Below are 14,038 nucleotides of genomic sequence, written 5' to 3' on the forward strand. Positions count from 1 at the left end.
AACGCATAGCTTTCATACTTTTCCCGCTATAAATTCCACCATTAAAGTTTGATTTTCTTTTCAATACAAAAAATAAAGAGCGCGCTATAATTAGCGCACTCTTTACTTCTTCACATATACTTCAACAATCGGATTTTCCTTTTGATCTGCATGTAAACGTATATTCTCTTCACTTGTATTGTAAATACTAGCTAACAGCATAACCGTTAGTAAGTTAGGTATCTTCGCATCGCTTCCGTATTTTCTTTCAAGCGCCTCCTTATATTCAAAATCCAAATCTCCTTGCACATATGTATACACTTCAAAACCATCTTTTAAATTACATACGACCGTATCAATAATATCCGCCCCTACTTGTTTCTTCATTTCCCCTCGCAATGCTTCAATAAATTCTTCCCAAGGGACTTCATACGTCTGAAATTGGTCTGTAGATTTCATTTCTCTTCCTCCTCGTTATGTATCCTGTTCGTATATTTCCCCTTTCGTATAACAATTATGAGAGATAGGTCATTCGTACAAGCCGCACTTGTCCTGCTTACATATCGTATTACGGTAATACGGAAGGAGGAAAGAACATGCATAGAAAAAGATGTTATGATACATGCCAACGTTATTTCGGTAAAGTTGTTCGAATTGAAGATCGTGATGGTCGCGTTCACTTAGGCAAAATAATCGATGTAACAAACGATTCTGTTTGGATTGAACCAATGCAGCAGCGCTCATCCTTTGATACAGGGTTCGGATACTATAACGCATATTCAAACGGCGGATGTGATATTTGCGGTGGTATTAGCAGATGTGATAACTGTGGATTTGGATGCGGTGGTGGATTCAGTGGTGGATTTAGTGGCTGTGGGTGCGGTGGTCGTGGGTGCAATAGTTGCGGCGGTGGCTGGGGCCTTGAACTCGGATTTGGCTTTATTTTTGGAATTACTTTGGCTGCATTATTTTTCATCTAACATAGTAAAGAGTTGACTATCTTTAGCCAACTCTTTTTCTCTATTTTTCACATATAAAAATGCGATGTCCTAAAATATGTTGATACATAAGCAGTACTTGTTCGTGTTGCACCCACGCTTCATACAATTCTTCTGGAATAAACGGTGATACATTCCACTCTGGCTCTTCCATATGTCCTGCAACTGTTTCTGCAATAGTTCCGCCACCCGCAATTGTAATTCTTTTAAAATTTGCTGCTTTAAATAAATGAATCCACTCATTCTCAGTTAATACTTCTTTCATACCGTATAACTGTCCAATCTTTTCCTCCTCTTTCTTCTCAATATGTTTTTCGGTAATCATTTCAATGACAACAAGCTTTCCATCCTTCTGTAATACACGATAACATTCCGAAATAACCTTTTCTTTATTTGTAAAAGCGAGTATAGATTCTCCAAGTACAAGCTCAAATGAATCATTTAAACACGGTAATCCTTCTACATTGCCTTGAATCAATTGTATATTCAAACCATCAAACAACCATCTATCTTTCGCTTTTTGAATCATAATTTCATTCTTTTCAACCGCTGTCACTTTATAACCCAATTCTTTTGTCATATACGCCGCTGTTTTCCCCGTGCCGCAACCTATCTCAAGGACACTAGCTCCACTTTTAAGTGGCAATTGAGATAATAATTGTTTTGTTAACGTAAAACCACCAGGATGAGCACTCCCTATTCCGTAGTAAGCTAGAAAATCGATGTAAGTATTTCGTTCCATGGAATTCTCCCTTTTTTATTTTATATATTCCAAGAAGGAAGAAAAGTGCATAAAAAAAAGGGCGCATCGCGCGCCCTCTCTCTTACTTATCTTCACCAATATATGCCCATTTGTAGCTGTAATCTCCACCAACTGGGTGGTGAATAATACCTTTTACTTTCGCTCTTTGAACAAGAGCATCACCACGTTGATATAATGGTGCAATTGCTGCGTCTTCAAGTAACATTTTCTCAGCTTTCAGTAAGCTATCCCAGCGATCTTTCGTTTTCGTTAATAGTTCGCCTTTACCTTTTTCTACAATTTCATCATATTTCGGATTTGAATATCCAGTTTGGTTATGAGGTCCATTTGTAACGAACATATCAATGAATGTCATTGGATCTAAGTAGTCAGGTCCCCAACCAGCGTAAGATAAATCATAATCTAGATCTGATTCTAATTTTAATTTTTGTTTAAACGGTTGGTTTTTCAAATTCACTGTTAAGCCCGGTAAGTTCTTCTCAAGCTCTCCTTTTAAGAACTCCCCTACTTTTTTCGCGTTATCGCTATCGTAGTTTAATAGCTCAATCGTTACTTGCTCTTTTCCAAGCTCTTTTTTCGCTTTTTCCCAATGCTCTTTTGCCTTTTTCACATCCGTTTTTAAAATATCTCCATTTTCTTTACGGAAGTCTTTTCCATCTGGGCTTTTCGCAAATTCTTTTGGCACTAAGTAATCTGCAGGTGTAGATCCGTCATTTAAAATAACATTCGTTAAGCCTTTTTTATCATACGCCATCGCAATCGCTAAACGTAAATCTTTACTCTTTAACACTGTATCGTGGCCACCACGTTTTTGGTTTAAACGTAAGAAGTACGTTGACGGTGTTTTTTGTGTATAGAAGTCTGGATTTGATTTATATTTATCAACCATTTCAGACGTAAGTCCAGCACGATCGATTTGTCCGCTTTCATATAAGTTTACACGTGTACCGCTGTCTTTTACTACGTTAAAGTTGATTTCATCTAACTTAACTGTTTTATTATCCCAATATTGTGCATTTTTCTTTAATTTCCAACCTTCTTCATGTTTCCAGTCTGTTAATGTAAATGGTCCGTTGTATAACGTTGTATCTGCTTCTAAACCGTATTTTTCTCCTTTTTCTTTTACGAATTTTTCATTTAACGGATAGAATGTTCCAAATGAAGTTAATTCTACAAAGTAAGGAACTGGATTTTCTAATTCTACCTCTAATGTGTAGTCATCTACAGCTTTTACACCTAACGTATCAAGTGGTGCTTTTCCATCATTAATTGCTTTTGCGTTCTTTAAATCAAACATAATGTATGCATATTCCGCTGCTGTATTTTTATCCACCGCACGTTTCCAAGCAAACACGAAATCTTTCGCTGTTACAGGGTCTCCATTTGACCATTTTGCATTTTTATTTAATGTAAATGTATACTTTTTACCATCATCACTCTTTTTATATGATTCAGCAACCCCTGGTGTTGCTTTATTATCTTTATCAAGTCGATATAAACCTTCCATTACGTTGTTTAAAGCAAGAAACGATACTTGGTCTGTCGCTTTTGCTGAATCCATAGATGGAATCTCTTGGCTCTCTGTTAAATTAAGTACTTGCTTTGCTGCTAATTTCCCGCCTTCTTTTTCACTACTTTTCGGCGTTGTGTTCGTCTTTTCTTTTTCCCCTGATCCCGAGCAAGCTGTTAATGCCATACTCATTACTAGAACTGGTGCTACAACCGCTGTTAATTTTGTCATCTTTTTTCTCTTCATTTTTTTGTACCCTCCCCAATTATATGTACGATATTAACATTTAGAGATTCTCTATTAACTTTCGTTATCAGAAAATTCTTATTAATTAATATTCTACTATCTTTTTGAGTTTTGTAAAGTATTTTTGTAAATTTTCTAAATATTTATTCTTTTATTATAGTAACTTGTGGTTTTAACTACTATATGAATTATCCCCCGTCTACTATATGTAAACATATCCCCTCCTATTCTCCTCTATTGCTAAGTTCTATATTTTTCTTATAAAAATGAAATCTCTAACTATCATTCATCTATCCAATTATTGAATTCCTTCTACCATCCTACAGTAGAATATTAAAAGCAACCTCAACATTTCTCAAAAATTCCATGATCCTTATTCTCCTATCCATACAAAAAAAGCATTTCAAAAGCATATTAGCCACTTTTGAAATGCTTTCATGTTATTTCTTTCCGCCATCCTCAGTTACATACGCCCACTTAAAGCTATATTCTGGACTGATGTTGTGTTTCACAATTCCTTTTACATTCGGTTTCATTACATATGATCTTCCTGTTTGATATAAAGGAACTAATCCTGCATCTTCTTCAAGGAATAATTTTTCTGCTTTTCCTAACGTTTCCCAGCGCTTCTTCGGATCAGATAATAATTCATTACCTGCTTTTTGCACCATTTCATCGTATTTTGGATTCGAATAACTCATTTGGTTATACGGGCTCTTCGAGTCAAACATATCAATAAATGTCATTGGATCCGCATAATCTGGGCTCCAGCCTGCATAAGAGATTTCATAATCTTGCGCTGACTCTAATTTTAATTTTTGTTTGAACGGCTGAATTTTCGTATTAATCGTTACACCTTTTAAATTTTTCTCAATTTGATCTTTAACATAATCAGCAATCTTTTTCGCAGTTCCATCATCATAGCTTAGTAATTCAATTGTAACTTGATCTTTTCCAAGTTCCTTTTTCGCTTCTTCCCATGCAGCTGCTGCTTTTTTCGTATCTTGTTTCAGACCATTTTTAAACGTATCTTGGTAATCTTTACCGTCAGGTCCTGTCGCAAGCCCTTTTGGAACCAATTGATCTGTTGCTTTTGATCCATTATTTAAAATAACGTTTGCTAAGCCCTTTTTATCAACTGATAACGCAATTGCTTCACGCAGTTTTTTGCTCTTTAATGGTGTATCTTGTCCGTTACGCTTTTGATTTAAACGTAAGAAGAATGTACTTGATTCTGCATACTCACCGTACTCATCTTTATTCGATTTATATTTATCTACAAACTCTCCTGATAGTAGTGTGAAATCAATTGATCCTGTATCATATAAATTTACTTTCGTAGCAACTTCTTTTACTACACTATAATTAATTTCTTCTAATTTCACAGTCTTATTATCCCAATACTTATCATTTTTCTTCAGCTGCCAACCTTGTTCATGTTTCCACGATGCCATTACAAATGGCCCGTTATACAATGTTGTATCTGCTTCTAAACCGAATTTCTCTCCTTTTTCTTTTACGAACTTTTCATTTAAAGGATAGTATGACGGGAATGCTAATAAATTTAAGAAGTACGGTACCGGTTTTTCTAATTCTACTTCTAGTGTATAATCATCTACAGCTTTTGCTCCTAATTCTGTTGCAGGTTTTTCACCTTTATTAATTGCCTCTGCATTTTTAATATAGTAGGCAATAAATGCATATTCTGCCGCTGTGTTTTTATCAAGTAAGCGCTGCCATCCGTATACGAAATCTTTCGCTGTTACAGGATCTCCATTTGACCATTTCGCATCTTTACGCAGTTTAAACGTATATTTTTTACCATCTTCGCTTTTCGTACTTGATTCTGCCGCAGCCGGAATAGGCTTATTATCTTTATCAAGACGATATAAACCTTCCATTGTGTTCCCTAAAATTTGTGCCCCTAACGTATCAGTAGATTTAGAAGTATCCATCGTCGGAATTTCTTGGTTTTCCGTACGATTTAATACTTGCTTCGCTGCATATTTAATATCAGATTTTTTTTCTTCCCCACTATTAGATGTAGTAGTCGTTTTCTTCTCCCCACCTGACCCAGAGCACGCTGTCAATGCAACGCTCATCGCTAAAACTGGTACTACAACTGCTGTTAACTTTTTCATCTTTTTTCTCTTCATTTTTGTATCCTCCCCAATTATATGTACAATACCAACCCTTGAGAGACCCCTTGCTAACGATTAGTTTTCTGAAAATTATAACTAATATTATTCTACTCTTTTTTTCGCATTTGTAAATAGTTTTATTTTAAATATTCTGATTTTAATCTTCGTAATTTAGTATGATTTATCCCCCATCTACTATATGTCCGTACTATACGCCTTATTCTTCTCTATTTAATTACACTAAAAAAAGCATTCCAAAAGTAGATTAGCCACTTTTGGAATGCTTTTTTAAATTCTATTATTTCCCGTCTTTCTCGGTTACATAGGCCCATTTAAAGCTATACTCTGGACTAATATTATGGTGAACAATGCCTTTTATATTTGGTTGTAAAACGTAAGCATCTCCACGTTGGTATATAGGTACAAGCGCTACATCCTCTTCAAGTAATAATTTCTCTGCTTTTCCTAGTTCTTCCCAACGTTTTTTCGCATCATTCGTTAATTCACCGCCCGCTTTTTTGATCATTTCATCATATTTCGGATCAGAGAAGCTCATTTGGTTATGAGAATGCTTAGAATCAAACATATCTAAGAATGTCATTGGATCTGCATAGTCAGGTCCCCAGCCAGCGAACGAAATATCATAATCTTGCTCAGTTTCTAATTTTAGTTTTTGCTTGAATGGCTGAAGTTTAATATTTACTGTTACACCTTTTAAATTTTTCTCAATTTGATCTTTTATATATTCTCCAACTTTTTTCGCATTACCAGTATCATAGTTTAAAAATTCAATCGTAACTTGATCTTTGCCAAGCTCTTTTTTCGCTTCTTCCCATGCTGCAGCTGCCTTTTTAGAGTCTTGTTTCAGACCATTTTTAAATGTATCTTGGAAATCTTTACCGTCCGGTCCAGTTGCTAAACCTTTTGGTACTAAGAAATCAGCAGGTTGTGAGCCATCATTTAAAATAACAGTTGCTAAATTCTTTTTATCAATTGATAACGCAATTGCTTCACGTAATTTTTTGCTCTTTAACGGTGTATCTTGTCCACCACGTTTTTGATTCAGACGGATGAAATACGTACTCACTTGTGAATATGTTCCAAACTCATCTTTCTTATTTCTATATTTATCGACAAACTCACCATTTAATAAAGCAAAGTCAACTTGACCGCTATCATATAAATTCACACGAGTTGCTTGCTCTTTTACAACGCTATAATTAATTTCATCTAATTTTACAGTCTTTTTATCCCAATATTGATCATTTTTCTTCAACTTCCAACCTTGCTCATGTTTCCAGTCAGTAAGAACGAACGGTCCATTATAAACTACTGTATCAGATTCTAAACCGTATTTATCCCCTTTTTCTTTTACGAATTTTTCATTTAGTGGATAATACGATGGAAATGCTACTAAGTTTAAGAAGTACGGTACCGCTTGCTCTAATTCAACTTCAAGCGTATAATCATCTACCGCTTTCGCTCCTAATTCAGTTACAGGTTTTTCTCCTTTATTAACCGCTTCTGCATTTTTTAGTGGGAATGCGATAAACGCATACTCAGCAGTTGTTTTCGGATCTAATAGACGTTGCCATGCATATACGAAATCTTTCGCAGTTACTGGGTCACCATTTGACCATTTTGCATCTTTACGTAGTTTAAATGTATATTTTTTACCATCTTCACTTTTCGTACTAGATTCAGCGGCAGCTGGAGTTGGCTTATTATCTTTATCTAGGCGATATAAACCTTCCATTGTATTTCCTAAAATTTGCGAACCAAGTGTATCCGTATTTTTCGAAGTATCCATCGTTGGAATTTCATTTGTTTCTGTGCGATTTAACACTTGTTTTGCCGCTAATTTTCCCTCTGACTTGCTATCTCCACTTGAGTTTGTACTTGTCTTCTTATCTCCGCCTGATGTAGAACATGCTGTTAATGCCATGCTCATTGCTAAAACCGGTACTACAACTGCTGTTAGTTTTTTCATTTTTTTCTTTTTCATTTTCTGTACCCTCCCTAATTCTAAACGATATCTATTTAAGAATTTTCTGATAATTCTGTTTTTCTTTATATATTTATCAGACGATTCTTACTACCTCTTATTCTACTAATTTTTAAAAATTTGTAAAGTGTTATTATTGAAAATTTTTAAAAAATTATTTTTTTACAGTAATATTCATAAAAATTCTGTATAGTTTTTTAACATCATTTTTCATCGTTACATATACACTATTTTAATAGCGTTAATTATGTTTTCTAATAAATAGACTGTGGATTGTCGTTAATAAATAATGTATATTTTAAAAATCTCTTTCCTACAAAAACGAAAAAAGCCCACTTTCTAATTTACAACGGTAAATCCCTCTTCCTAAACACTACAATTGCTACTATGAAGATACAAAGCGCTCCAGCAGTTAAGCCTATACTTAGCGGCCATATATTATATGTTCCTTCAGCAATTTCTTTCGGACGAAACAATGTAAACAAGGATATATTTCTCATCCATTCTAACTTATCACTTAATTTCCCTACCATATCTAATACGAAAAATAGGATTGTTAAACTTGCTGAATAGCTAAGTGCCTTCCTTTCATCATTACATATACAGGAAAAGAAAAATGAATAGGCACTAACTACTAAAAATATAAGCCCTCCGACTATGTTTATTTTCAAAAATAATTCTTTATTTAAATTATTATCTTTTAAAAACCATTCTGCGCCTAATAAGCCCGCTACGTAAGTAACAATTACAATAATTAGTAATCCCAATATGAGAACGGTAGCTTGTGTAATTGCAATTTTCACCCTTGATACAGGTGTTGCTAATAAATATGCCATCGCCCCTTTATCTACATGACGAGCAATTAAATGTGTTGCAACCGTGACGCAAAAAATTGTTAAAATGATAATAAACAATAGGCTATAATATTCACCAGCTAAAAAATCCATTACATTTTGAATTGGGCTTTCCATTCCAACGATTTTTTTTACACTATCAGGCATGGCACTTATTAATTCATTTAAACCTTTCGCTGAAACCATCGATGGGAATATCCAAATTAATAACCATAAATAAAGAGCTGCACCAGTAGCATAGCTCAATATACTTTTTTGAGTTTCTTTCAAACTAGCTAAAAATAGTTGTTTATTCATGCTTTATCCCTTCTTTCTTCTCGTAATAATGCATAAATAAATGTTCTAAATCCGTCGCTCTCGTTTGAAGTGCCGTTACATTATAGTTTGAAAGTATTTGTAAAACTGTTTGGTAGTTTCCTTGCACAATAATTGACGCCTCTCTACCTTTCACCCCTTCAAATTGCAAATCACATTGTTTAAGAGACTCGATTTCTTCTTGAGATGATACTGTTACATCTATTACTTGTCTTCGCATTCCTTGTAAATCATGAATATCTTCTACGGTTACAAGACGTCCATCTTTAATAATAGCTACTCTGTCACAAGTTCTCTCAATTTCAGTGAAAATATGTGATGACATAAGGATTGTTTTCCCTCTTTGCTTTTCCTCCAATATTAAATCTATAAATACTTGTTGCATAAGTGGATCGAGTCCTGATGTTGGTTCATCTAAAATTAATACTTCTGGATCATGCATAAATGCAGCAACAATCCCTACTTTTTGTTTCATTCCTTTAGACATTTTTCGAATTGGTGTTTTCACATCGAATTGCAAACGTTCTATTAATTCATCTCGTCTTTTTATATCTTTTAACCCACGCATTCCTTGCATCAAATTTAAAAACTCTAATCCATTCATTCCTTCAATAAAAGAAATTTCTCCTGGTAAATAGCCAACTTCTCTTTGAATTTTCGCAGCATCTTCCCAACAATCTAATCCAAAAATCGTTGCTTTACCAGCTGTCGGTTTTATAAATCCCATTAAATTACGGATCGTTGTTGATTTTCCAGCTCCATTTGGTCCTAAGTAGCCAAAAACTTCCCCTTCTTTCACTTCAAATGTAATATCAAACAAGCCTTTCCCATTTGAAAACTGTTTTGTGACATTTTGAACTGAAATCATAAGCCCACCTCATTTTTTGAAATATTTAATGTATGATATTTCAAAATTATTGTACTCCTCATCTTTCATATTCGCAACAACTTTTTGAAATATTTATATGTCCATATTTCAAAAATATTGTTTTCAATTATTTTTTCTTGTATATTTTAAATGAGGTGATTACTTTGAACGGCTTTGAAAAAGTGAAAGAAAAGAAAAAACGTGCCATTAAAGATGCGGCCTTTATATTATTTTCAGAACGCGGATTTAATGAAGTAAAAATAGAACATATTGCAAAAAAAGCAAACGTTTCTCAAGTTACAATTTATAATCATTTCGGAAGTAAAGATGCGTTATTTAGGGAACTTATACAAGAATTTATAATATCTGAATTTCAATATTATAAAGATCTTGCAGAAGAAAAATTACCTTTTCATGATATGATGCAAAAAATGATTGTAAGAAAAATGAATACTGGGGGGTTATTTCAGCCTGATATGTTACTACAAATGATGCAAAGAGACGAAACGCTCCGAGAATTTATTTATAGTTATCAAAACGAAAAAATCTTGCCTTGGTATTTAGAAATATTAGAACAAGCACAGCGCAAAAATGAAATTAATCCACACCTTTCAAAAGAAATGATGTTACTTTACATTCAAATGTTCACTAAATTAGGTGATGATTTCGGGGCACAGCTTCTTGAAGGGGATCGAGAAAAACATATACAAGATATAGTTACGATGTTCTTTTACGGACTTTCTGTTCCGCAAAAATAAAAAAAGACACTGAATCGTGTCTTTTTTATTTTACCGAAATGACTCTACCAGTTTCACTACTTTCAATTGCCAATTGAATAAGTCTAATAACTTCCAAGCCTTCTTCTGCTGTTACAGGTGGTTTCTCACCATTTACAATACTATCTCTTACACCTTTATAATACATGTCATAACAGCCGACTTCTGTTGGAATACGTACTAACTCTTCTTCTGTTTCTAAAATAGCAAAATTCTCTTCAGGGTCTGCTCCATAACCATTATCCCCTGGCTTCATTCCAGTCTTTAATTGTTCTTCCTGTGAATCCATACCATACTTCACGATAGAACCTTTATCTCCATGCAGTGTAAAATGTGGTCCAGCTTGTTTCACAAAACTACTACTATGTAAAATGACACGCTTTACTCCGTAGTGAAGTACAACATGAAAATAATCATCAATTTCTGCACCTGGTCGTTGTTTTATTACATCTGCATTTATCGCATCTGGTTTCCCGAATAATGATAATGCTTGATCCATTAAATGCGATCCTAAATCATATAAAATTCCTGAACCTGGTAAATTCTTTTCTCTCCAGCGATCACGTACATGTGGGCGGAAACGATCGAAATGCGCTTCATATGCGTATACATTCCCTATTCTATTTTCTTGTAATAATTTCTTTATCGTTAAGAAATCATTATCAAGACGACGGTTGTGATACACACTTAAAACGACATTATGTTGCTTCGCTAATGAAATAAGTTCTTCTCCCTCTTCAATTGAAACAACGAATGGTTTTTCCACAACAACATGCTTACCGTGTACAATCGCTTCTTTTACATATGGAAAATGAGTTGTATTCGGTGAAGTAATGACGACTAAGTCAATATCAGCTCGGTTTACTAATTCATCAATTGTACCAACAACTTCAGCATTTGGTAATGTTTGTTTCACTACTTCTTCTTTTGATGATAAAATAGCACGAATATCATACTCTTCTATCGTTTGTAATAACGGGATGTGAAATGTTGTACTAGAAAATCCAAATCCTACAATCCCTACACCTATTTTTTTCATGCTGCCCCTCCATTTGTGATAACGATTTCATTTCATTATTATAACAAGATTATTTTTATATACATAATGATTTGCTTAGAAAAAAGCATCTTGCTATCATTCATAGCAAGATGCTCCCTTTATTCCGTTCTTTTCTTCGTCCACGTTTCAATTACTTCACCAGTATCATTAACATCTAGTACTAAACTACCGTTACTATACCGGTCTTTATTTCGAAACGCTTTCGGATCAATTTCTTCTACAATGTGTTTCTCTGTCTTCATGTAAACTAATTCGTCATCTCGAACAATTTCAATACCGACAATGCGGTACGGATTACGTTTTAACTCTTTAAAAATTACAAGGCCTCGCTTCGCCCTCGTTGATTTCTCAATTTCCGATGCCTTTATACGTTTCACAGCACCGCGCTGCGTAACGAGAATAAGTTGATCTTTTTCACCATTTAACGGTTTACCAGAAGCAACGTAGTCATCCTCTTTTAAGTTAATTGCTTTCACACCAGCTGCTCTTACACCAACTGGACTTACTTCTTCTTCATTGAATACAAGTGCATATGCACCATGTGTTGCAAGAACAATATCACTTGTCCCATCTGTCGCAAATATATCAACAACTTCATCATCTTTTTTCAAGTTTACAGCAACGAACGCCCGTGAATAACGCTGCACTTTATATTGGTTTAATTCTGTTTTCTTAATCATACCGTTTCGTGTAACAAATACGATAAATCGTTTTTCTTCTTCAAAATTCGGTACGACTGTTGCCCAAATTAACGATTCATCTCGCTCGAGTGAAACAAGATTCGCAACGTGCTGACCCAAATCTTTCCAACGAATTTCTGGCATTTCATACACAGGAAGATAAATATAATTTCCTTTGTTCGTAAATAAAAGAACGGTTTCTGTCGTGTTTGTATCGAAACGCTCAAGTAAGATGTCACCCTCTTTCATACCGAAGTATTTCCCGTTCGATGCATTATGCGAACGCCAACCTGTTCGTTTCACATAGCCTTCTTTCGTTACAGTAACGATGACATCTTCTTGCGGAATCATAACTTCCACATCAATTTTAATTTCTTCAATTTCCTCTTCAATTATCGCACGGCGATTATCACTATATGTTTTCTTTACTCTCTTCAAATCTGTTTTAATAACTTGAAAAAGTCTTTTTTCACTTTGTAGAATCGTCTGTAACTCTATAATTTTCTTACTAAGTTCCGCTGCTTCTTGCTCTAGTGCTGTAATATCTGTATTCGTTAAACGATATAATTGCAGTGAAACAATTGCTTCTGACTGCGCCTCTGTAAATCCAAATTTCGCACTTAAATTATCTTTCGCATTACGCTTATCTTTAGACCCACGGATCGTTTCAATCACTTCATCTAAAATTGATAATGCTTTCTTTAAACCTTCTACAATATGTTGACGATTTTCTGCTTTTCGTAATTCATATTGTGAACGTCTCGTAACAACTTCTTTCTGATGCCCAATATATGCATCCAAAATCTTAGGTAATGTCATAAGTGTCGGACGACGATTATTTATCGCTACCATATTAAAGTTGTATGGAATTTGTAAATCTGTATTTTTATATAAATAATTTAAAATACCTTCAGCATTCGCTTCTTTTTTTAATTCTACAACGATACGAAGACCTGTACGATCTGTCTCATCACGTACTTCAGCAATTCCATCTAGCTTTTTATCTATACGTAATTCATCCATTTTCTTAACAAGATTCGCTTTATTTACTTCATACGGAATTTCTGTAATAACGATTTGTTGCTTCCCGCCACGAATCGTTTCAACCTCTGCTTTTCCGCGAATAATAATTTTACCTTTACCTGTTTCATACGCTTTTTTAATGCCATCTATCCCTTGTATAATACCACCTGTAGGGAAATCTGGTCCTTTAATAACTGTTAACAAGTCCTCCACAGAACTATTCGGTTGATCGATACGCATCATTGTAGCATCAATTACTTCTCCAAGATGATGCGGTGGAATTTCTGTTGCATAACCAGCGGAAATCCCTGTAGATCCGTTCACTAATAAGTTCGGGAACATTGCCGGTAATACAACAGGTTCTTCACTCGTATCATCAAAGTTTGACACGAATTCTACTGTTTCTTTATCAAGATCACGTAATAACTCAGATGCGATTGGTGATAAACGTGCTTCCGTATAACGCATTGCCGCTGCTGGATCCCCATCAACACTACCGTTATTTCCGTGCATTTCAACTAAAACATTACGTACTTTCCAAGTTTGACTTAAACGGACCATCGCCTCATATACAGAGGAATCACCATGTGGATGATAATTACCGATAACATTACCTACTGTTTTAGCTGATTTACGAAACGCTTTATCATGTACGTTTCCTTCTACATACATAGAATATAAAATACGTCTTTGTACCGGTTTTAAACCGTCACGCGCATCTGGAAGCGCGCGGTCTTGAATAATATATTTACTATAACGTGCAAAGCGGTCACCTAACACGTCTTCAAGCGGGAGGTCATGAAACTTCTCTGCCTGCATG

Annotated in this window: 11 protein-coding genes; 2 read left to right on the forward strand and 9 right to left on the reverse strand. The window is 34.7% G+C overall.

Features of this window, described 5'->3' with window-relative positions:
* Window positions 1–102: 102 nt before the first annotated feature.
* Entirely contained in the window at window positions 103–438 is a 336-nt protein-coding gene (locus tag MHB76_RS16755; protein ID WP_078174159.1) for a hypothetical protein, read from the reverse strand.
* Window positions 439–575: 137 nt separating this feature from the next.
* On the opposite strand from MHB76_RS16755, the gene MHB76_RS16760 reads away from it, so the two are divergent.
* Window positions 576–959 carry a hypothetical protein gene (locus MHB76_RS16760; protein WP_078174160.1) on the forward strand — a complete coding sequence of 128 codons (384 nt, stop codon included), beginning with the start codon at window positions 576–578 and terminating at the stop codon, window positions 957–959.
* Between the two features lie 40 nt (window positions 960–999).
* Here MHB76_RS16760 and MHB76_RS16765 read toward each other — a convergent pair whose 3' ends face one another.
* The 6 genes from MHB76_RS16765 to MHB76_RS16790 form a co-directional block, all read right to left on the reverse strand.
* Window positions 1,000–1,719: a class I SAM-dependent methyltransferase gene (locus MHB76_RS16765; RefSeq protein ID WP_078174161.1), complete on the reverse strand. Its 720-nt coding sequence runs from the start codon at window positions 1,717–1,719 to the stop codon at window positions 1,000–1,002.
* 82 nt (window positions 1,720–1,801) lie between these two features.
* Entirely contained in the window at window positions 1,802–3,496 is a 1,695-nt protein-coding gene (locus tag MHB76_RS16770) for a peptide ABC transporter substrate-binding protein (protein ID WP_016105816.1), read from the reverse strand.
* 440 nt (window positions 3,497–3,936) lie between these two features.
* On the reverse strand, window positions 3,937–5,652 hold the full coding sequence (locus MHB76_RS16775; protein ID WP_078174162.1) for a peptide ABC transporter substrate-binding protein: 1,716 nt from the start codon (window positions 5,650–5,652) through the stop codon (window positions 3,937–3,939).
* A 283-nt stretch (window positions 5,653–5,935) separates the two neighbouring features.
* Window positions 5,936–7,642, reverse strand: a complete 1,707-nt coding sequence (locus MHB76_RS16780; protein ID WP_002160944.1) for a peptide ABC transporter substrate-binding protein — start codon at window positions 7,640–7,642, stop codon at window positions 5,936–5,938.
* A gap of 344 nt (window positions 7,643–7,986) precedes the next feature.
* Window positions 7,987–8,793 carry an ABC transporter permease subunit gene (locus MHB76_RS16785; RefSeq protein ID WP_078174163.1) on the reverse strand — a complete coding sequence of 269 codons (807 nt, stop codon included), beginning with the start codon at window positions 8,791–8,793 and terminating at the stop codon, window positions 7,987–7,989.
* Window positions 8,786–9,679 (reverse strand): ABC transporter ATP-binding protein, encoded by an 894-nt coding sequence (locus tag MHB76_RS16790; RefSeq protein WP_078174164.1) that lies wholly within the window; start codon window positions 9,677–9,679, stop codon window positions 8,786–8,788. The genes MHB76_RS16785 and MHB76_RS16790 overlap by 8 nt, the downstream gene beginning before the upstream one ends.
* Before the next feature lie 164 nt (window positions 9,680–9,843).
* Between MHB76_RS16790 and MHB76_RS16795 the strand changes: the two genes are divergently transcribed.
* On the forward strand, window positions 9,844–10,437 hold the full coding sequence (locus tag MHB76_RS16795) for a TetR/AcrR family transcriptional regulator (RefSeq protein WP_016105820.1): 594 nt from the start codon (window positions 9,844–9,846) through the stop codon (window positions 10,435–10,437).
* A 25-nt stretch (window positions 10,438–10,462) separates the two neighbouring features.
* On the opposite strand, the gene MHB76_RS16800 is transcribed toward MHB76_RS16795, so the two are convergent.
* Window positions 10,463–11,494 (reverse strand): oxidoreductase, encoded by a 1,032-nt coding sequence (locus MHB76_RS16800; RefSeq protein ID WP_002160936.1) that lies wholly within the window; start codon window positions 11,492–11,494, stop codon window positions 10,463–10,465.
* A gap of 119 nt (window positions 11,495–11,613) precedes the next feature.
* Window positions 11,614–14,037, reverse strand: coding sequence for a DNA topoisomerase IV subunit A (gene parC, locus MHB76_RS16805; protein WP_002160935.1), 2,424 nt, complete (start codon window positions 14,035–14,037; stop codon window positions 11,614–11,616).
* Between the last annotated feature and the right edge of the window lies 1 nt (window position 14,038).

Source organism: Bacillus sp. FSL M7-1345 (assembly GCF_038006985.1).
Lineage (GTDB): Bacteria > Bacillota > Bacilli > Bacillales > Bacillaceae_G > Bacillus_A > Bacillus_A cereus_U.